The organism is Isoptericola sp. AK164 (genome assembly GCF_029643425.1).
Taxonomy (GTDB): domain Bacteria; phylum Actinomycetota; class Actinomycetes; order Actinomycetales; family Cellulomonadaceae; genus Isoptericola; species Isoptericola haloaureus.
This window is the reverse complement of record NZ_CP119106.1, coordinates 2,256,679-2,276,146: the sequence shown is the minus strand read 5'-3', so window position 1 is coordinate 2,276,146 and position 19,468 is coordinate 2,256,679. Positions and strand designations below refer to the sequence as shown.

Below are 19,468 nucleotides of genomic sequence, written 5' to 3'. Positions count from 1 at the left end.
CACGTGAGCGAGCAGGCGCGACCCCGGATCGGGGTGATGGGTGGGACGTTCGACCCCATCCACCACGGTCACCTCGTCGCGGCGAGCGAGGCGGCCGCGCTGCTCGACCTCGACGAGGTCGTGTTCGTCCCGACCGGCAAGCCGAGCTTCAAGCAGGACGCCCAGGTCTCGCCGGCCGAGGACCGGTACCTGATGACGGTGATCGCCACGGCGTCGAACCCTCGCTTCACGGTGAGCCGCGCCGACATCGACCGGCCCGGTCTGACCTACACGGTCGACACGCTGCGCGACCTGCAGGACGCGCGCCCCGACGCCGACCTGTACTTCATCACCGGGGCGGACGCCATCGAGCAGATCCTCACGTGGAAGGACGCGGGGGACCTGTGGACGATGGCCCACTTCGTGGCGGTGACCCGACCGGGCCACCCGCTCACCGTCGACGGACTGCCCTCCCACGGCGTGACCACCCTCGAGGTGCCCGCGCTCGCCATCTCCTCGACCGACTGCCGCCGCCGTGCCGCGGCCGGGCAGCCGGTCTGGTATCTGGTCCCGGACGGCGTCGTCCAGTACATCGCCAAGTACGGTCTGTATCGAGGTCTCGATGAGTGACAACAGGTCCCGACCGCTGACACGTCGGGAGATCCGCGAGCGTGAGCGCGCGGCGGCCGCCGCGCAGGAGAGCGCGCCGTCGGCGGGATCCGCCCCGGTCCCCGGCGCCGGTCCCGCAGCGTTCGGCAGCGGTGCACCGACCCCGGCGCCCGCTCCCGCCCCGGCGCCGGCTCCCGCGCCGGCACCGGCCCCCGGGGCAGGGGAGCCAGCCCGGCCCGCTCCGACCCCGCCGTCCCGCCGCGCGCTGCGCGAGCGGTCCACCGCCTCCCCGGCCCCCGCACCGGCGCCGACGGTCCGTCCGCCGAGCACGTCCGGCGGGGTGCGCGGGCTGGACGAGACGGGTCGCCTGACACCGGTCCGGCGGACCCAGGGCGGCACCCCGGGCGGCGCCCCGGGTGAGGAGCCGACGCCGGCCGCTCCGCCCCGCTTCCCGACCCCGGGGGCCGAGAGCCCCCCGTCGGCTCCGCGACGCACCTCGGCCCGCGCGTTCGGGCAGCCGGCCGACGCGCCGCCCGCGACGCCCCCGGCCACCTCCCCGGCGGCCTCCTCGCCACCGTCGGCCCCCTCGGCCCCGTCGTCGGCGACGCACGACGCCCCGCCCTCGACACCGCCGCGGTCACCATTCGCCCCGTTGTCCGGGGGCGCGTCCGGCGGCCCGGCCACGTCGGCGCCCTCGGGGTCCTCCCCGGCACCGCCGCCGTCCGACGGATCCGCTCCCGGTCGCCGGTCGGCCTTCGGGTCCGGCTCACCGTTCGCCGGGTCGACCGCTCGCAGCGAGGCTTCGGCCGGCTCGACCCCCCCGCCGGCCTGGCCCAGCGCCTCGGCGGGCGCGGGTTCACCGACCCGACAGGCCCCGGGCACCGGCGGGTCCGACGCTCCGGCCCTGCCGTGGGGGACGCCGACCTCGACGGGTGCCGCACCCGCCTCGGTGCCGCCGTCGTCCGGATCGCCGTTCGGCGGACTCGCCGGGCAGACGCCGGCCGCCGCCTCCGCCCCGCTGGTGGAGGACGACGAGGACGACTGGGACGACGAGCACGAGCCGTCGTACACCTGGCTGCACTACATCATCCTCGTCGTGGTCGCCTTCGTCCTGGGCCTGCTGATCTGGAACCTGGTGCTCAGCCCTCCGGACGAGTTCGCCCCCGAGGAGGCGTCCGCGACGGTGCAGACGACCGAGGCGGCCGGCCCACCGAACGTGACGGGAGGATCCCGATGACCGCGACGGACCGCGCCGTCGAGCTGGCGGTGGTCGCGGCGCGCGCCGCGTCCGAGCGCAAGGCGCAGGAGATCATCGCCCTCGACGTCAGCGACCAGCTGGTGCTCACCGACGTGTTCCTCATCGCCTCCGGGACGAACGAGCGTCAGGTGGTCGCCGTCGTCGACGCCGTCGAGGAGGCCATGCACCGCGCGGGAGCCAAGATGCTCCGCCGCGAGGGCAAGGCCGAGGCCCGGTGGGTGCTGCTGGACTTCGGCGACGTGGTCGTCCACGTCCAGCACGCCGAGGACCGTGTCTACTACGCCCTCGAGCGGCTCTGGAAGGACTGCCCCGCCCTCGACCTGCCCGCGGACGCCCGCGGGGGCGACGGCGCGGCGGCCCGTGCCGAGTTCGGCGACGACGGCTCGGACGGCGCGATCCACCTGCGCGGCGGGATGTGACGCGGTGACCGCGCGCACCGTCGTCCTGCTGCGGCACGGACGGACCTCCTACAACGCCTCGATGCGGCTGCAGGGCCAGGTCGACATCCCCCTCGACGAGGTGGGCCGGTGGCAGGCCGCCCAGGGCGCGGCCGCGCTGGTGACCTCCCACCGCGCCACCCGGATCGTCTCCTCCGACCTCGGGCGCGCGGCGGACACCGCCGCGGCCTACGCCGAGCTGGTCGGCGTGCCGGTGGAGACCGATCCGCGTCTGCGCGAGCGGTCGTTCGGCCGCTGGGAGGGGCTGACCGCGGACGAGATCGCCGAGCGCTGGCCGGACGAGCACGCCGAGTGGCGCCGTGGCGGCGAGCCCCGTGGCGTCGGCGCCGAGACGAAGGTCGAGGTCGCCGAGCGGACGGCCGGGGCGGTCCGCGAGCACGCCGAGGGCCTCGAGGGTGACGAGTGTCTCGTCGTCGTGTCCCACGGCGCGGCGATCTCGTTGGCCATCACCGGGCTGCTCGAGCTGGACGCCACGGCGTGGCGCGGGATCTCCGGCATGCACAACGTGCACTGGTCCCACCTGCACCGATCCGCTCCCGGAGCGGTCCCGGGCTGGCGGCTCGTCGCCCACAACGTGGGTGCCGGCTACCCGCTGGACCGTTGGCAGGCGGGCCCGCACGCGGATTTGGAACCTGAGCCGAAGTCTGCCTAAGATAACGACGTTCTCGAGGGGGCAAGCCCCCTCAGAACTCCACGAATCAGACCTTCGGGTCGGGTTCACGGGGCTGTGGCGCAGCTGGTAGCGCATCTGCATGGCATGCAGAGGGTCAGGGGTTCGAGTCCCCTCAGCTCCACTTCCAGACGAAGGCCGGTCCACCGCACGGTGGGCCGGCCTTCGTCGTGCTGCCGCCGCGGCGCCGCGGCGGCGCGGTGGCGCGGCGCCGCGGCGGCGCGGTGGCGCGGTGGCGCAGCGACCGGGTTCCGGTACCGCGTCCGGCGCACCTCGCGGGGACCCCCTGAACGGTCCCTGCGGGGTCCCCGCCGGGCCCCCGCCCGGCCCCCGCCGGGCCCCCGCCGGGCCCCCGCGCGGGCCCTCCGCACCGCCCCGCCCAACCCCCGGCGCGGGCCGGGCGTCAGGGGGCCGCCGACCCCCCGAATCTGGCGGAAACAGAGCCGTTACGTGGCCGTCTCCGTTCCGCTTGACACCCCCTGAGGGGGGCGCGTACATATGGTCCATGGAGGCGTTCGAGAAGTGGGAATCTGAGATCCGGGGTTACAGCCGGGCATACCCGACCGTTTTTGCTTCGGCATCCAATGCCCGTCAGGTGGACGAATCGGGACGGAGTTATCTCGATTTCTTCGCGGGCGCCGGCGTGCTCAACTTCGGGCACAACAACCCGCGCATGAAGCGCGCGATGATCGAATTCCTCGAGGCCGACGGCGTCGCGCACAGCCTCGACACGGCGACGACGACGAAGCGGGACTTCATCGAGAAGTTCGCCGCCACGGTGCTCGAGCCGCGCGACATGACCATGAAGATGCAGTTCATGGGACCGACGGGCACCAACGCCGTCGAGGCCGCGCTCAAGCTCGCCCGGCGCGTGACCGGACGCCGCGACGTCGTGGCGTTCAGCAACGGGTTCCACGGGATGACGCTCGGGTCGCTGGCCCTGACCGCGAACGACTACTTCCGCGCCGCCGCGGGCGTCCCGCTGGAGAACGTCGTGCGGCTGCCGTTCGAGACGGCTCCGGGCGGCGGCGTCCAGCAGCTGGCGGACTACCGGGCGCTGCTGGAGGACTCCTCCAGCGGTCTGCTCCCGCCGGCGGCCTTCGTCGTCGAGACGATCCAGGCCGAGGGCGGCGTGCACGTGGCGAGCGCGGAGTGGTTGCGCGAGGTGCAGCACCTCGCGCACGACGTGGGCGCCCTGTTCATCGTGGACGACATCCAGACCGGCTGCGGACGGACCGGCAACTACTTCAGCTTCGACGGCATGGGGCTCGACCCGGACATCATCACGCTGGCGAAGGGCCTCGGCGGCTACGGGACGCCGATCGCCATGAACCTCAACAAGCCCGAGCTGGACGCCCACTGGTCGCCCGGTGAGCACACCGGGACCTTCCGTGGCCAGGGGCTGTCCTTCGTGGCGGGCAGGGTCGCGCTGGAGTACTTCGACGACGACGAGCTGATGAACCAGGTCGCGGCCAAGCGCGAGACCATGACGGCGGTCCTGGACGACCTCGCGGCGGGCTCGGACGGACGCTTCGAGGTCCGCGGCCGCGGCATGATGCAGGGCCTCGACCTCGGCGACGGAGCCCTGGCCAAGGCCATCGCCAAGAAGTGCTTCGACGACGGTCTGCTCATCGGTCCGTGCGGGACCGGGGGCCGGGTCCTCAAGCTCATCCCGCCGTTGACGATCCCGGACGAGGACCTGGGCGAGGGTCTCGACATCCTCGCCTCGGCCGTCCGCAGCACCACCTGACGTAACGACGTCCGACCACCTGGAGGCCGGTGTGAAGCAGCGCGACGACATGACGTTCCCGTTCGAGGAGTACGAGCGCCGGCTCGACGATCTCCGTCGACGGATGGCCGATCGGCTCCTCGACGCCGTGGTGATCACCGATCCCGAGAATCTGATGTATCTGACCGATTATCAGACCACCGGGTATTCGTTCTTCCAGGCGCTCGTGGTTCCGTTGACCGAGGAACCCTTCATGATCACCCGCAGCATGGAGGAGTCGAACGTCTATGCGCGCACCTGGGTCGAGCTGACCCGGCCATATCCCGACACCGGGGACGCCATTCAGAGTCTCGTGCAGTCGCTGCGCGAATTCGGGCTCCACACCAAGGACATCGGCTACGAGCGCAACAGCTACTATTTCCCGGCTTATCACCAGGACTACATCCACACCTCGCTCACCGAGGGGCGGCTCCTGGACTGCTTCGGGATCGTCGAGGAGGGCCGGGTCACCAAGTCGCCGGCCGAGATCGAGATCATGCGCCGGGCCGCCCGCGCGACCGAGGTCGGCATGCAGGCCGGTCTGGAGGCGTGCGCGCCGGGCGTGACCGAGAACGACATCGCGGCCGAGATCAGTGCCGCGATGTTCCGCGCCGGGGGCGAGTTTCCGGCCGTGATGCCGTACGTCACCTCCGGTCCGCGCTCGATGATCGGCCACGCCACCTGGGAGGGCCGGGTCGTCCAGCCGGGCGAGCACGTCTTCCTCGAGGTGGGCGGCTGCTTCCGTCGGTACCACACGGCAATGATGCGCACCGCCGTGCTGGACGACCTGTCGCCGTCCATGGCGGCGGCCCAGCACCGGATGAAGACGGCGCTGGCCGAGGTCAAGAAGGCCATCCGGCCGGGGATCACGGTCTCCGACGCGGACAACATCGTGCGCAGCATCATCACGGACAACCACGTCGGTGCGCGGCTGATCACGCGGTCGGGGTACTCCATCGGCATCGCGTTCCCGCCGAGCTGGGACGAGGGCTACATCGCCAGCCTCAACCAGGGCAACCCCACGATCCTGCGCGAGGGCATGACGTTCCACATCATCCCGTGGATGTGGGGTGTCGACGGGGACAAGACCGTCGGCATCTCGGACACGGTCCACGTCACCGCGCGGGGCTGCGAGTCGTTCTTCACCCTGGACGAGGACTTCACGGTCAAGCCCGAGGCCGGCGCCCGTGCCGGGGTCCGCGACGCCGAGTCCGGCGAGGAACCGTCCGAGGGCCACGGCCAGGCCACCCCGATCCGTCCCGAAGTCGCCTGAGAGGAGTGTCGATGCTCACTGCGACCGACCCGAGCACGGGCAAGGTCATCCGCGAGGTCGAGCCGGCCGGACCCGAGCGCGTGGAGGAGATCCTCGCGGCCGCGGCCGCTGCCGCGCCGAGCTGGGGGGACCGGTCCTTCGCCGAGCGTGCCGAGGTGCTGCACGCCGTCGCCGCCCACCTGCGCGAGCACGTCGACGAGCTCGCCCCCCTGATGACCGAGGAGATGGGCAAGCCGATCGGGGAGGCGCGCGGGGAGGTCGCCAAGGCCGCCCTGTGCTTCGACCACTACGCCGACCACGGTGCCGACTACCTGGCCGACGAGGTGCTCGCCTCCGACGCCACGACGAGCTACGTGCAGCACCTCCCGCTCGGCACGGTGCTGGGCGTGCTGCCGTGGAACGCACCGTTCTGGCTGTGGTCGCGGTTCGCGGCGCCGGCGCTCATGGCCGGCAACACCTGCCTGATGAAGCACGACCCGCACGTGCCGGGGTGCGCCGCGGCCATCGCGGACGTGTTCACCCGGGTCGGGGCGCCGGAGGGCGTCTTCCAGCACCTGCCGCTCGAGACGCCACAGGTCGAGGCCGTCATCCGCGACCCGCGGGTGCACGCCGTCTCCTTCACCGGGTCGGCCCGCGGCGGGTCGGCGGTGGCGAGCGCCGCGGCGTCCGAGATCAAGCCCACCGTGCTCGAGCTCGGCGGGTCGGACCCCTGCCTGGTCCTGGCCGACGCCGACCTGGACACCGCCGCGGACACGGTCGCGCTGTCCCGGATCATCAACGCCGGGCAGTCCTGCATCGCGGCCAAGCGCATCATCGTCGAGAGCGCGGTCTACCCCCAGATGGTCGAGAAGCTGCGCGAGCGCCTCGCGCGGCTGACGGTCGGGGACCCCGCCGAGGAGACCACCGACGTCGGACCGATCGCGCGCGAGGACCTGCGCACGGAGCTCCACCGCCAGGTCAGCGAGACGGTGGACGCCGGGGCGCGGCTGGTGCTCGGCGGCGAGTTGCCCGCGGGGGACGGCTGGTTCTACCCCGTCACGATGCTGGCGGACGTCGTCGAGGGCATGACCGCGTGCCGCGAGGAGACGTTCGGCCCGGTGATGGTCGTCATGGAGGCGGCCGACGCCGAGGAGGCCCTCGCGATCGCGAACCGCACCGAGTACGGCCTCGCGGCGAGCGTGTGGTCGACGGCGGAGCGCGGCGTGGCGATGGCCCGCCGGATCGAGGCCGGCCAGGTCGCCGTCAACGGCATCGTCAAGACGGACCCGCGGCTGCCCAGCGGCGGCGTCAAGCGGTCCGGCTACGGTCGCGAGCTCGGCCCGCACGGCATCCGCGAGTTCGTCAACGCCCAGCAGGTGTGGGTCGGTCCGAAGCGGGGTTGAGCAGGTGCACCGCACCACGGAGGACGTCGACGCCTTCTTGGCCGGTGACGACGTGTCGCCCGACATGGTCCGCACGGACGCCGTCGTGCGAGAGATGCTGCCCGCACTCTCCCGCACCCTGTGGCGGGGCGTGTTCTGGGGTGGGACGGAACAGGCGATCGTCGGCTACGGGGACATCGTCCAGCCGCGACCCCGCGGTGCCGATGTGGAGTGGTTCCTCGTCGGTCTGGCGCAGCAGAGGCGACATCTGAGCCTGTACGTCAACGCCGTCGCCGACGGCGCCTACCTCACGCGGGCCTACGCCGACCGCCTCGGACGCGCGAAGGTGGGCGCGGCGAGCATCGCGTTCACCCGTCTGGACGACCTCGACGACGCCGTGCTGCGCGAGATGCTGGCGCGGGCCGGCCGGACGGCCGACGTGCCCAGGGCGGACCCGTGAAGGTCGAGGCGACCACGATCGCCGAGCTGATCGAACGTTCGGCCGACGTCTGTCCGGACCTGGCGGAGGTCGACCGTCTCGTGGCCGCGGCGGCACCGGAGCTCGAGCGGCGACTGTTCGTCGGGCCGTCGATCTCGATGATCGGCTACGGCAGCATGCCGTGGCGCCGAGCCTCCGGCAGCGGCGTGTGGCCCCTGCTGGGACTGGCTCCGCAGAGGCATGGGGTGAGTCTCTACGTCGCGGCGCGGCGTGACGGCGTCACGTTGCCCGAACGGTACGCGCCGTCACTGGGCCGCGCGGACAGCGGGAAGCACTGCCTGCGGCTGCGGAGGCTGTCCAGGTGCGACGTCGACGAGCTGCGCCGTGCGGTGCGTGACGCGGTGGCCTGGGGCGCCGATCACGATCCGCGGTACGGCCGTGCCTGCGCGGCTCCCGTCACCGACGGCGGTTGAGACGTCGTCTCGGGGTGCGGGCGCTTCTCGTCCTGGTCCGTCGCACCCGGTAGGTTGCAGGGGTATTGGACCGAAGGAGGTTCGAACCCGTGCAGATCGGTGTCCCCCGGGAGTCGCGCGACGGTGAACGGCTCGTCGCCGCCACCCCCGCGACCGTCCAGCGCCTGACCGCGCTCGGCTACGACGTGCTCGTCGAGCACGGTGCCGGCGACCAGGCGGCCATGCCCACGCGGGCCTACGTCGAGTCCGGGGCTCGGGTCGCCGGCCGGGAGGAGGTCTGGGCGTCCGACGTCGTCACGTGCGTCAACGCGCCGTCCCCGCCCGAGCTGGACCTGCTGCGCCCCGGTGCCGTGCTCGTCTCCCAGCTCGCCCCGGCGATGCACCCCGAGCTCGTCGAGGCGCTCGCCGCGCGGCACGTGACCGCCCTCGCGCTCGACGCCGTCCCGCGCATCTCGCGGGCCCAGGCGCTCGACGTGCTCTCGGCGCAGTCGAACGTGGCGGGCTACCGGTCCGTCATCGAGGCGGCCGAGGAGTTCGGCGGCATGTTCACCGGCCAGGTGACCGCGGCCGGCACGACGCCGCCCGCGACCGTGTTCGTCATCGGCGCCGGCGTCGCCGGGCTGGCCGCGATCGGCACGGCCTCCTCCCTGGGGGCCAAGGTGCGGGCGTTCGACGTCCGCCCCGAGGTCGGCGAGCAGATCGAGTCCCTCGGGGCGACGTTCGTCCAGGCCGAGGGCAGCGCGCAGGAGGTCAGCAGCGACGGGTACGCCCGCGAGCTGACGGCCGACCAGGAGGCGGCGACCCGGGCGATGTACGCGGCCGAGTCCGCGGGCGCCGACGTCGTCGTCACGACAGCGCTGGTGCGGGGCACGGCCCCGACCACCATCACCGCGGAGATGGTCGCCGCCATGAAGCCCGGGTCGGTGATCGTCGACCTGGCCGCCCCGGGCGGCGGCAACTGCGAGCTCACGGTGCCGGGGGAGCGCGTCGTCAGCGACAACGGCGTGATCGTCCTGGGCTACACCGACCTTCCCGGACGGATGCCGCAGCACACCTCGCAGCTGCTCGGCACCAACGTCGTCAACCTGCTGACCCTGATGACGCCCGGCAAGGACGGGCAGCTCGTGGTCGACCTCGACGACGTCGTCGTGCGCGGCATGACCGTCTGCCGCGAGGGCGAGGTGCTCTGGCCGCCGCCACCGGTCCAGGTCTCGGCCGCGCCGTCGGCGCCGCCGGCCGCCGAGGAGCCGGAGGCGGCCGCCGGGCCGACCCCGGAGGAGCTCGCCGAGCAGCGCCGTCTCCGGTCGCGCCGCCGGACCGTCCTGGCCGGGCTGGGCGCCGTGGTCGGGGGTCTGGCGATCGCCGCCTCGCCGCCGGACGCCGTCGGCCACTTCACCGTGTTCGCCCTCGCGGTCGTCGTCGGGTTCTACGTCATCTCGGCCGTGACGCACGCTCTGCACACCCCGCTGATGGCGCAGACCAACGCCATCAGCGGCATCATCCTCGTCGGTGCACTGCTCCAGATCGGCGTCGACGACTGGCTCGTGACGGGGCTGGCCGTCGTGGCGGCCGCCGTGGCGAGCATCAACGTGTTCGGCGGCTTCCTGGTCGCGAACCGCATGATCCGCATGTTCCGCAAGGGAGCGCCCACGCCGCACGTGACCGCGCCGACCGGGGAGGTGGCCCGATGACCGTGCTCTCGGCCGTCCAGGCCACCTACGTCGTCGCCGGCGTGCTGTTCATCCTCTCGCTCGCGGGACTGTCCAAGCAGGAGTCGGCGCGCCGCGGCAACGTCCTCGGCATGGTCGGCATGGCCCTCGCCCTGGTCGCCACGGTCGCCCTCGCCCTGGAGAGCTCCGAGCGCCCCTGGCAGGTCACGGCCGGCCTGATCCTGCTGGTCTTCGTCGTCGGCGCCGCCGTCGGCACCTGGCGGGTCCGTCGGGTCGAGATGACCCAGATGCCCGAGCTCATCGCGCTGCTGCACTCGTTCGTCGGGCTCGCGGCGGTGCTCGTGGGCTACGGCTCCTACCTGACCGAGCCGCAGTCGGACACGGTCCACCTGGTCGAGGTGTTCCTCGGTGTGCTCATCGGTGCGGTGACCTTCACGGGGTCGATCGTCGCCAACCTCAAGCTCTCCGCCCGGATCAAGTCGGCTCCCTTGATGCTGCCGGGACGGCACTGGCTGAACCTCGCCATGGTGGTGTCCGCGGCCGGGCTGCTGGCCTGGTTCATCACGGCGGCCGGCGCCGGTGCCGACGGCGCCGCGCTGACCGCGCTCGTGCTCATGACCGTCGTCGCGCTGGCGCTCGGCTGGCACCTCGTGGCGTCGATCGGCGGCGGCGACATGCCCGTCGTGGTCTCGATGCTCAATTCGTACTCGGGGTGGGCGGCGGCCGCGGCCGGCTTCATGCTGGGCAACGACCTGCTCATCATCACCGGTGCCCTGGTCGGCTCCTCCGGCGCGATCCTGTCGTACATCATGTGCCAGGCGATGAACCGCTCCTTCGTCTCGGTCATCCTCGGCGGCTTCGGCGCCGAGCCGGGCACCCCGGCGTCGGCCGGGGTCGACGGCGAGCACCGGGAGACCTACGCGGCCGACGTCGCCGAGCAGCTCGCCCGCTCCCGCTCGGTGATCATCGTGCCCGGGTACGGCATGGCGGTGGCCAAGGCCCAGTACCCGGTGGCCGACCTGACCGAGAAGCTGCGGGACCGCGGGGTGGACGTGCGGTTCGGCGTGCACCCGGTGGCGGGCCGTCTGCCGGGCCACATGAACGTGCTGCTGGCCGAGGCGAAGGTCCCCTACGACGTCGTGCTCGGCATGGAGGAGATCAACGGGGACTTCACCGAGACGGACGTGGTGCTGGTCATCGGCGCCAACGACACCGTCAACCCGGCCGCCCAGGAGGACCCGGGCTCGCCGATCGCCGGCATGCCCGTGCTCGAGGTGTGGCAGGCGCGCGACGTCGTCGTCTTCAAGCGGTCGATGGCCACCGGCTACGCCGGCGTGCAGAACCCGCTGTTCTTCCGCGAGAACACCGCGATGATCTTCGGGGACGCCAAGGACCAGATCGAGAGGATCATCCAGTCGCTGTGACCGGCGGCCGGACGCCGACGGCCCGGTGCTCCCCCCGCGGGGAGCACCGGGCCGTCGGTCGTCGTGGCCTCTGCGGCGGGCCGGGTCAGGACCGCGAGTCGGCCTGCGACTCGTAGACGCTGGCCGGCAGCACGCCGTCGACCGGCTCCGGCAGGGTGGCCGCGGGCTCGTCGGCCGCGCTGGCCGTCGTGTCGATCTCGCGGGCGTCGGCCGGCACACCGTCCAGGCTGGGCATCATCGCGGCGAGCTGCTCGCGCCAGGCCGGGAACTCCTGGGGGAAGCAGCGCCCGAGCACGTCGACCATCGCGGAGACCGCGGTGGACGCGCCGGGGGAGGCGCCGAGCAGTCCGGCGATGGAACCGTCCCCGGCCGTGACGACCTCGGTGCCGAACTGGAGCACGCCCTTGCCGTCGGCGTCGCGCTTGATGACCTGCACGCGCTGGCCCGCGGTGATCTTCTCCCAGTCCTTGGGGTGGGCCTGGGGCATGAACTGCTGCAGCGTGTGGAACTTCGACTCCGGCGCCGCCGCGAGCTGGCCGAGCAGGTACTGGGTCAGGTCCATGTTCTTCAGCCCGGCGCCCAGCATCGAGGTGATGTTGTCGGCGCGCAGCGAGGTGATCAGACCCAGGTACTTGCCCTTCTTGAGGTACTTGGGGCTGAACCCGGCGTAGGGGCCGAACATCAGGTAGCTCTTGCCGTCGACGACGCGGGTGTCGAGGTGCGGCACCGACATCGGCGGGGCGCCGACGTCGGCCTTGCCGTAGACCTTGGCCTGGTGCTGCGCGACGACCTCGGGGTTGTCGGTGCGCAGGAACTCCCCGGAGATGGGGAAGCCGCCGAAGCCCTTGATCTCGGGGATGCCCGACGCCTGCAGCAGCGGGAGCGCCCCGCCGCCGGCGCCGACGAAGACGAAGCGCGCGGTGACCGTGGAGGTGCGGCGCGGGGCGTTCCAGGAACGGTCCTTGACCTTGAGCCGCCAGCGGCGGTCCTTGGTCCGCTTCAGGGAGGTGACCTCGTGCTGCAGCTGCAGCTCGGCGCCGTGGCGCACGAGGTTGTCGACGAGCTGGCGGGTCAGGTTGCCGAAGTCCACGTCGGTGCCGGCGACCGAGCGGGTCGCGGCGATCGGCTCGTCGGCGTCCCGGCCGGCCGTGAGCAGCGGGGTCCAGCGCGAGATCTCGGCACGGTCGGTGGAGAACTCCATGTCCCGGAACAGCGGGTGCGCCGTCATGGTCTCGTACCGGCGGCGCAGGAACTCCACGTTCTCGGCGCCCCGCACGAAGGTCATGTGCGGCGTGCGGTGGACGAACGACTCGTCGGCGAGCTGACCGGTGGCGAGCAGGTGCTGCCACAGCTCGCGCGAGGTCTCGAACTGCTCGTTGATCGCCACCGCCTTGGTGATGTCGACCGAGCCGTCGGCCCTCTCCGGCGTGTAGTTGAGCTCGCACAGCGCGGCGTGCCCGGTCCCCGCGTTGTTCCACGGGTTGGACGACTCCAGCGCCACGTCGTCGAGTCGTTCGATGATCCGGATCGACCACGTCGGCTCGAGCTGCTGGATCAGCGTGCCGAGGGTGGCGCTCATGACGCCGCCGCCGACGAGGACGACGTCGACGGCGTCCGCGGGCTGCTGGCGGGGGGAGGTTTCGCGCGAAGTCACCGGGCCATGCTAAGACGTTGGTGAAAACTGTCACAAAGAATGAGAGCAACGTCACAGGCGCTCTGACCTGGAGTGACGCAGGTCACATCGCCCGCGGAGCGCCCGCGCAGGTCACGTCGTCGGCCCGTCGTGAGGGCACGACTCAGGGCCAGAGCAGCTCCGTGGTCCATGCCGTCGGCCCGGTGCCCCGGCGGTAGCGCAGGCGCGTCTGACCGGTCCCGGCACCGGTCTGCCAGAACTCGACCGAGGACGGGGACAGCCGCCAGGCCGTCCACGTGGACGGGACGCGCCGCGGGTCCGCCCGCACCTCCTGCAGCGCCTCGGCCCACGCCTCCCGGTGCTCGGCCAGGTCGTCGAGCACCTCGCTCTGGTGGTCGACCAGCCCCGTCGCCCGCGACGCGTCGGAGCGGCGCCGGAAGTCCTCGACGCCGACGTCCGGGTGCGAGGACACGGTGCCCGCCACGCGGACCTGCCGTCCGACCTCGCGCCACAGGAAGGTCAGCGCGGCCTGCGGGTTCTCCGCGAGGTGGCGGCCCTTCGGGCTGGTGGCGTGACCGGCGAACCACCAGCCTCCGGCGTCGAGGTCCGTCAGCAGCACGGTGCGCGCGTCCACGACGGCGCCGCTGCCGGCCGTCGACAGCGTCATGGCGTGCGGGGCGTGGGCGCCCACCGCCACGGCGTCGTCGAACCACGCGGTGAACAGGTCGTGCGGGGTGGGCGGCGCCGCGTGCGGGTCGGAGATCTGCCCTTCGGGCAGGCCGTCGGGGAACATCGGCAGGTCGCGGAGTCTCTCGCGAAAGCCGGGCACGTGGTCTCCTCCCGGTCGGCGTCCCTGTAGCCACCGTACCGAGCCCGGGCCGTGACCGTACCGACCCGCACGCCGGCCGGGTGATCATGCACCGTTCTCGCCTGCGGTTTCGCCCGATCTCTTGTGCGGGCGGGGGCGACCGGCGACGATGAGGTCAGGACCGTGCTGTCGGGCGAAGGAGAGCGATGACGTACCCGCCGGGAGCTTCGCCCCGCCCGGACGGCGGTCGGCGGATCGCACGCCGTCGCCTCGAGCCGAGCAGCGGTGCCATGACCTCCGTCGCGACGCTCCTGCCCGCAGAGCCCGCACCGCAGCCCGCACCGCAGCCCGCACCGCAGCCCGCAGCGCAGCCCGCCCGCCCCGGACCCGGCCCGGCGACGCCGGTCTGGACGGCGACGCGGGTCCAGACGGCGCTGATCGCCGCGGCGCTCGTGCTGGCCCTGGTGGCCACCCTGGGGGTGGCGATGCTCTGGTCGGCGAACCGCAAGCTCGCCGGCGAGGTCGAGGCCGCGGTGCAGCGCACCGAGGTCGCCGAGGCCGAGGCCGCCCGGCTGCGCGTCGCCGTCGACGAGGCGCCCGACACGGCGACCGTCGACGCGCTGGCGGGGCGGGTCGACGGCGTGGAGGCGTGGACCGGGATGCCGCAGGAGGGCATCGACGGCATGGACGACCTGCAGACGCGCCTGCTGGAGGTCTCCAACGGCATCGACAGCCTCGAGACGAACCTGCAGGACGGCCTCGGCACCGTGCGCAACGACCTGGCCACGGTGCGCAACGACCTGTCCGCCGGCCCCGAGCCGCCGTCGGTCGCGGACGTCGACGCGCTGCGTCGCGAGCTCAGCGGGTTGCGCAGCTCGATCGACGGGATCCGGCAGGACGTCGGCGTGCTCTGCTGGGCCCTGGGCTACCGCAAGGACGTCTCCGCCTCCTGCTGAGCGAGGGTCTGCTCGCGCAGGTCAGAAGTAGTCGCGCACGTGCACCGGGCGGCCGGTCCACAGCGCGTCCCAGAGCGCGTCGTGCTCCGGCGGCCCGTGCAGGTGCCCGGCCAGCCGGAGGTTCGCGCAGGACTGGGACCCGGCGTACGACTGAGCCAGCCCGCCGGCGGTGAAGGTCGGTCGGTCGGTCGCCGTCCCGGCGGGCGCGGCGTCCGCGACGACCTCCACGGCGCCGTCGCGCACCCGCAGCAGCCACGACCCCTCCAGGTCGGGGGTGCGCGGGTCTCGGACCGCGAAGGGCACCTGCGCCGTCAGCGGGGCGAGGCGGGCGGAGCCCAGCGCCCCGGGGACGTCCAGCAGTCGCAGCATGTAGGGGCGCGACGTCGTCGTGGCGACGTGGTCGGGCAGCACGAGGCGGCTCACGTCCGCCCCGGACCAGGCGCCCGACGTCGAGACGCGGGCCGCGCCCACGACGGTGGCGAAGGACCCCAGCACGAACCACAGCGCCCGGGCGGCGTCCGGGGTGAGCGCCACGAGGTCGTCGACCTCGAGGTCGGTCGTGCGGTCGTGGCCGGTCGCGCGCGTCCAGCTCACGAACCCCAGGACGGTGCCGTCGGACGCGTCGACGGCGAGGCTGACCCCCGTGTCGTCGGCGTCCGGCCCGACCATCTCGTCGGCCTCCAGGGCGAACGGTGCCTCGGACCGGGTCAACGGACCGTTCTGGGCGGCCGCCCACCGCTCGTACACCGCGCGGACCGCCGGGACGTCCGCCGCCCGCGCCCGCCGGGTCCGGACGTCGGACGGCCGGCGCAGCGTGGCCAGGGCGGACAGCGGGATCGTGACCTCGTCGTAGGAGCCCACGATCTCGTAGCCCAGGCCGCGGTAGATCCCCGCCGGGGACGGGTACAGGGTCGACACCGTCGCCCCGCGGTCGCGGGCGTCGGCCAGCCCGGCGTCCATCAGCGGACGCAGCAGTCCGGCACCGCGGTGCTCGGCCGCCACCGTGACGCCTCCCAGCCCCGCCGTCGGCACCCGAGCGCCGTGGAACCACGAGGTGAACGAGCGCACCGTCGCCCGGGCCGCGAGCTCGCCGTCGAGCCAGGCGCCCCACGGCCGGGAGCCGGCCGGGGGCCACCCGTCGGCCGTCGGCGCGGACGCGGCGCCGCCGAACGCCTCGTGCTGGAGCCGCTGGGACGCGGCCGCGTCGTCGAACGGGATGCGGCGGATGTCGAGGTCCACGCCACGACGATATCCGCGCGGGCGTAGCGTGACGCTGTGGACACCGCGGTGCAGCGGCGCGTGCTGATCGTCGCCATCCTCGCCTCGTTCGTCTCGTTCCTCGACGGGACGGTCGTCAACGTCGCCCTGCCCGCGATCGCCGACGAGCTCGGCGGACCGGGCGAGGCCGGCCTGACGCTGCAGCAGTGGGTGGTCGACGGCTACCTGGTGACCCTCGGGTCCTTCATCCTGCTGGCCGGGTCGCTGTCCGACGTTCACGGCCGCCGCCGGGTGCTGCTGTGGGGGCTGGTCGGGTTCGCCGTCGCCTCCGTGCTGTGCGCGCTGGCGCCCACCGGACCGGTGCTGGTCGTCGCCCGGCTGCTGCAGGGGGTCGCGGGCGCCCTGCTGGTCCCGAGCTCGCTGGCGCTGATCATCTCGACGTTCGACGGGCCGGAGCAGGGCCGCGCGATCGGCCGCTGGACGGCCTGGACCGGCACGGCGATGATCGTCGGACCGTTCGTCGGCGGGGGGCTGGTCGACCTCATCTCCTGGCGCTGGGTGTTCTGGATCAACGTGCCCGTCGTGGTGATCACGCTGCTGCTGCTGCGCCGCGTGCCCGAGGCCGAGGTCACGATCCGACGCCGCATCGACGTCCCCGGGGCGCTCCTCGCCGCGCTGGGGCTGGCCGCCGCCGTGCTGGGCCTCATCGAGGAGTGGTGGCCGGTCGTCGTCGTCGGCGCCGTGCTGCTGGCCGCGTTCGTCGTCGTCGAGCGGCGGGCACCCGACCCGATGCTCCCGCTGCGCCTCTTCCGGGCGCGGACCTTCGCGTGGGGGAACGTGGCGACCTTCGCCGTGTACGGGGCGCTGGCGTTCGGCGGGTTCGTCCTGACGATCTTCCTCCAGCAGGTCGCCGGGTACTCGGCCACCGCCGCCGGGGTCGCCCAGCTGCCGACGACGTTCGCGATGCTGGCGCTGTCGACCCGGTTCGGCACGCTGGCCGGACGGTACGGCGCCCGCTGGTTCATGACCGTCGGCCCCGTCGTGGCCGGGTGCGGTTTCCTGCTGATGCTGACGATGGACGAGCAGGCGACGTACCTCACGCAGGTGCTGCCCGGCATCCTCGTGTTCGGCCTCGGGCTGTCGATCACGGTGGCCCCCCTGACCGCCGCGATCCTCGGTGCGGTGCCGGCGACGGACGCCGGGATCGCCTCGGCGGTCAACAACGCCGTCTCCCGCGTCGCCGGGCTCGTCGTGATCGCGTTCGCGGGCGTCATCCTCGGCGGCGTGCTGGACGTCGAGTCGTTCCACCGGGCGCTCCTGGTGACCGCGGCGCTGCTCGTCGCCGGAGGGCTGGTCAGCATGGTCGGCATCGGGGACACCCGCACCGCGCCGGAGAAGGTCTCGTGAGGCTGCTCGTCCTCGGCGGCACGGTGTTCCTCTCGCGCGCCGTCGCCGCCCTCGGCGTCGCCCGGGGCCACGAGGTCGTCGCGGTGCACCGCGGACGGTCCGGCACCGTGCCCGACGGCGTGCGCCAGGTCGTCCACGACCGTGCCGAGCCGCTGCCCGCCGGGCTCGCCGCCGAACGGTTCGACGCCGTCGTCGACGTCGCGCGGACCCCGTCGCACGTGCGGCGGGCCGTCGCGGCGTGGCCCGACGCGCACCGGGTCTTCGTCTCGACCGTCAGCGTCTACGCCGATCCGGCCGATCCCGGCGGCCCCGGCGCCGGGCCGCTGCTCGACCCCGAGCCGGACGACGTCGACCTCGCGGCCCACCCCGACGCGTACGGCGCGATGAAGGTGGCCTGCGAGCGCCTGGTGCTGGACGGCTGCGCGAGCGCCGCCGTCGTGCGGCCCGGGCTCGTCGTCGGACCCGGCGACCCGTCCGGGCGGTTCAGCTACTGGCCCGCGCGGATGCAGCGGGTGCTCGACGCCGGTCCGGACGAGGCCGCCGCAGCGGACGTCCTGGCGCCGGGCGACCCGTCGGCCATCGTCCAGGTGGTCGACGTGCGCGACCTCGCCGCCTGGGTCCTCGACCTCGCCGAGCGGCGGACCGCGGGTGTGTACGACGCCGTCGGTCCGACCGTCCCGATCGCGGACCTGCTGGCCGCCGTCGCCCGCGGGTGCGGGGCCGTCCCGCGGTGGCGGTGGGTCGACGACGAGCGGCTGTCCGCGCTCGACGTGCGGCCCTGGGCCGGGCCGAGGTCGCTGCCGCTGTGGCTGCCGCGCCCGGCCTACGACGGGATGCTCGCGCACGATCCGGGCCCGGCGCTCGCGGCGGGCCTGTCGGTGCGTCCGGTGGAGGAGACCGCCTCCGACGTGCTGGACCGCTTGCGTGCGGACCCGGACGCCCCGGTGACGGGGCTGACCGCGGCGGAGGAGGTCGAGGTGCTGGGGCGGGCGCCGGGCCTCGGGGACACCGGGGGGCGGCCCGGCTAGGCTCGCGCCGTGACCGAGGACGAGATCACGCGCACCGTCGCGCTGTGCCGCCCCGACGGGTCGTTGAACCCGGAGGCCGTGGGCTGGACGCGCGCGCCGCTGCACGACACCTCCGGGATCGGCCGGGGGCTGCGGGGGCGCGGCCGGGACAAGCGGTGGGAGTACTGGGCGCTCGTGACGCCGACGCACGTCGTCGGCGTGACCACCTCGGCCCTCGACTACGCCGCGCTGCACGAGGTGTACGTGCTGGACCGGGCCACCGGGGGCGAGCTGGACGAGGTCGTGATCGTGCCGCTGAACCGGTCCGCGTCCCTGCCGGCGTCCCTCGGGACGGGGCCCGTGCGCTCGCGGACGCGGCGGGTCGCGGTCGCCGTGGACGAGTCCCGGGACGGGACGGCGACCCGGCTGCGCGCCCGGACGCCGCGCGTCGGCCTCGACGTCCTCGTGGACCGCCCGGCCGGGCACGAGGTCCTGGGGGTCGTGGTGCCGTGGTCGAAGCGGCGGTTCCAGTACACCGTCAAGGACGTCGGTCGGCCGGTGCGCGGGATGCTGCGAGTGGACGGGGTCGAGCACCCGGTCGGCGGCGGGGCCGGCGCCGGGGCGTGGGCGGTGCTCGACCACGGCCGGGGCCGCTGGCCGTACGCGGTGCGCTGGCAGTGGGGCGTCGGCTTCCGGGACGGCGTGGGCCTGCAGCTCGGCGGCACGTGGACGCTGCAAGGACCCACGACCGAGAACGGCGTGTTCGTGGACGGCCGGCTGCACAAGCTCCACGGCGAGCTCGACTGGACCTTCGACGAGACCGACCACATGGCGCCCTGGCAGGTGATCGGGAACCGGGTCGACCTGACGTTCACCCCGTGGCACGACCGGGTCGCGCGGACGAACCTCGGCGTCCTCGCCTCGGCGACCGACCAGTGCTTCGGCCGCTGGTCGGGGTCGGTGGTCACCGACGGCGGCGGACGGCTGCTCGTCGACGGGCTCGAGGGGTGGGTCGAGGACGTGCGCCAGCGCTGGTGAGGTGTGGCCGCCCGTCGGC

The 19,468-nt window shown here is 73.6% G+C and carries 18 protein-coding genes and 1 tRNA gene; 16 read left to right on the top strand and 3 right to left on the bottom strand.

The genetic code is table 11. The annotated features are described in order from the left end of the window. The first annotated feature begins 3 nt into the window (after positions 1-3). The 12 genes from nadD (at position 4) to pntB (ending at position 11,382) form a co-directional block, all read left to right on the top strand. Positions 4-609 carry a nicotinate-nucleotide adenylyltransferase gene (gene nadD, locus PO879_RS10615; protein WP_278234872.1) on the top strand — a complete coding sequence of 202 codons (606 nt, stop codon included), beginning with the start codon at positions 4-6 and terminating at the stop codon, positions 607-609. Next, positions 602-1,825: a hypothetical protein gene (locus PO879_RS10610; protein WP_278234871.1), complete on the top strand. Its 1,224-nt coding sequence runs from the start codon at positions 602-604 to the stop codon at positions 1,823-1,825. The genes nadD and PO879_RS10610 overlap by 8 nt, the downstream gene beginning before the upstream one ends. Then, positions 1,822-2,265, top strand: coding sequence for a ribosome silencing factor (gene rsfS, locus PO879_RS10605; protein ID WP_278234870.1), 444 nt, complete (start codon positions 1,822-1,824; stop codon positions 2,263-2,265). The genes PO879_RS10610 and rsfS overlap by 4 nt, the downstream gene beginning before the upstream one ends. A 4-nt stretch (positions 2,266-2,269) precedes the next feature. Further along, positions 2,270-2,956: a histidine phosphatase family protein gene (locus PO879_RS10600; protein ID WP_278234869.1), complete on the top strand. Its 687-nt coding sequence runs from the start codon at positions 2,270-2,272 to the stop codon at positions 2,954-2,956. Positions 2,957-3,025: 69 nt separating this feature from the next. Next, a tRNA-Ala gene (locus PO879_RS10595) sits at positions 3,026-3,098 on the top strand. Between the two features lie 381 nt (positions 3,099-3,479). Continuing rightward, positions 3,480-4,724: an aspartate aminotransferase family protein gene (locus tag PO879_RS10590; RefSeq protein ID WP_278234868.1), complete on the top strand. Its 1,245-nt coding sequence runs from the start codon at positions 3,480-3,482 to the stop codon at positions 4,722-4,724. Positions 4,725-4,755: 31 nt separating this feature from the next. After that, positions 4,756-6,015, top strand: coding sequence for an ectoine hydrolase (gene doeA, locus PO879_RS10585; protein ID WP_278234867.1), 1,260 nt, complete (start codon positions 4,756-4,758; stop codon positions 6,013-6,015). Between the two features lie 11 nt (positions 6,016-6,026). Beyond that, positions 6,027-7,397, top strand: coding sequence for an aldehyde dehydrogenase family protein (locus PO879_RS10580; protein ID WP_278234866.1), 1,371 nt, complete (start codon positions 6,027-6,029; stop codon positions 7,395-7,397). A 4-nt stretch (positions 7,398-7,401) separates the two neighbouring features. Further along, positions 7,402-7,836 (top strand): hypothetical protein, encoded by a 435-nt coding sequence (locus tag PO879_RS10575; RefSeq protein WP_278234865.1) that lies wholly within the window; start codon positions 7,402-7,404, stop codon positions 7,834-7,836. Then, on the top strand, positions 7,833-8,288 hold the full coding sequence (locus tag PO879_RS10570) for a hypothetical protein (protein ID WP_278234864.1): 456 nt from the start codon (positions 7,833-7,835) through the stop codon (positions 8,286-8,288). The genes PO879_RS10575 and PO879_RS10570 overlap by 4 nt, the downstream gene beginning before the upstream one ends. 89 nt (positions 8,289-8,377) lie before the next feature. Further along, positions 8,378-9,979: a Re/Si-specific NAD(P)(+) transhydrogenase subunit alpha gene (locus tag PO879_RS10565; RefSeq protein ID WP_278234863.1), complete on the top strand. Its 1,602-nt coding sequence runs from the start codon at positions 8,378-8,380 to the stop codon at positions 9,977-9,979. Continuing rightward, positions 9,976-11,382: a Re/Si-specific NAD(P)(+) transhydrogenase subunit beta gene (gene pntB, locus PO879_RS10560; protein WP_278234862.1), complete on the top strand. Its 1,407-nt coding sequence runs from the start codon at positions 9,976-9,978 to the stop codon at positions 11,380-11,382. Before PO879_RS10565 ends, pntB begins: the two co-directional genes overlap by 4 nt. 85 nt (positions 11,383-11,467) lie before the next feature. On the opposite strand, the gene mqo is transcribed toward pntB, so the two are convergent. Beyond that, a complete protein-coding gene (mqo, locus tag PO879_RS10555) occupies positions 11,468-13,036 on the bottom strand; it encodes a malate dehydrogenase (quinone) (protein ID WP_278234861.1) in 1,569 nt (522 codons plus the stop codon). A 142-nt stretch (positions 13,037-13,178) separates the two neighbouring features. Continuing rightward, positions 13,179-13,844: a pyridoxal 5'-phosphate synthase gene (locus tag PO879_RS10550; protein WP_278234860.1), complete on the bottom strand. Its 666-nt coding sequence runs from the start codon at positions 13,842-13,844 to the stop codon at positions 13,179-13,181. 269 nt (positions 13,845-14,113) lie between these two features. Here PO879_RS10550 and PO879_RS10545 point away from each other — a divergent pair, with 269 nt between their 5' ends. Next, the gene (locus tag PO879_RS10545) at positions 14,114-14,779 is read left to right on the top strand and encodes a hypothetical protein (protein WP_278234859.1); all 666 of its coding nucleotides are present in this window, start codon (positions 14,114-14,116) and stop codon (positions 14,777-14,779) included. Between the two features lie 21 nt (positions 14,780-14,800). Here the strand turns inward: PO879_RS10545 and PO879_RS10540 are convergent, their stop codons facing one another. Continuing rightward, entirely contained in the window at positions 14,801-16,018 is a 1,218-nt protein-coding gene (locus PO879_RS10540) for a GNAT family N-acetyltransferase (RefSeq protein ID WP_278234858.1), read from the bottom strand. Between the two features lie 36 nt (positions 16,019-16,054). Between PO879_RS10540 and PO879_RS10535 the strand changes: the two genes are divergently transcribed. The 3 genes from PO879_RS10535 to PO879_RS10525 are packed head-to-tail and all read left to right on the top strand — an operon-like array spanning position 16,055 to position 19,449. Next, on the top strand, positions 16,055-17,404 hold the full coding sequence (locus PO879_RS10535; RefSeq protein ID WP_278234857.1) for an MFS transporter: 1,350 nt from the start codon (positions 16,055-16,057) through the stop codon (positions 17,402-17,404). Then, positions 17,401-18,432, top strand: a complete 1,032-nt coding sequence (locus PO879_RS10530) for an NAD-dependent epimerase/dehydratase family protein (protein WP_278234856.1) — start codon at positions 17,401-17,403, stop codon at positions 18,430-18,432. The genes PO879_RS10535 and PO879_RS10530 overlap by 4 nt, the downstream gene beginning before the upstream one ends. Positions 18,433-18,441: 9 nt before the next feature. Then, the gene (locus tag PO879_RS10525; RefSeq protein ID WP_278234855.1) at positions 18,442-19,449 is read left to right on the top strand and encodes a DUF2804 domain-containing protein; all 1,008 of its coding nucleotides are present in this window, start codon (positions 18,442-18,444) and stop codon (positions 19,447-19,449) included. Positions 19,450-19,468 lie beyond the last annotated feature (19 nt).

What these genes read in the sequence shown, in the direction of transcription:
- PO879_RS10610 (WP_278234871.1), top strand. Translation starts at nt 602, where the DNA reads ATGAGTGACAACAGGTCCCGACCGCTGACACGTCGGGAGATCCGCGAG.
- rsfS (WP_278234870.1), top strand. Translation starts at nt 1,822, where the DNA reads ATGACCGCGACGGACCGCGCCGTCGAGCTGGCGGTGGTCGCGGCGCGC.
- PO879_RS10590 (WP_278234868.1), top strand. Translation starts at nt 3,480, where the DNA reads ATGGAGGCGTTCGAGAAGTGGGAATCTGAGATCCGGGGTTACAGCCGG.
- PO879_RS10580 (WP_278234866.1), top strand. Translation starts at nt 6,027, where the DNA reads ATGCTCACTGCGACCGACCCGAGCACGGGCAAGGTCATCCGCGAGGTC.
- pntB (WP_278234862.1), top strand. Translation starts at nt 9,976, where the DNA reads ATGACCGTGCTCTCGGCCGTCCAGGCCACCTACGTCGTCGCCGGCGTG.
- PO879_RS10545 (WP_278234859.1), top strand. Translation starts at nt 14,114, where the DNA reads ATGACCTCCGTCGCGACGCTCCTGCCCGCAGAGCCCGCACCGCAGCCC.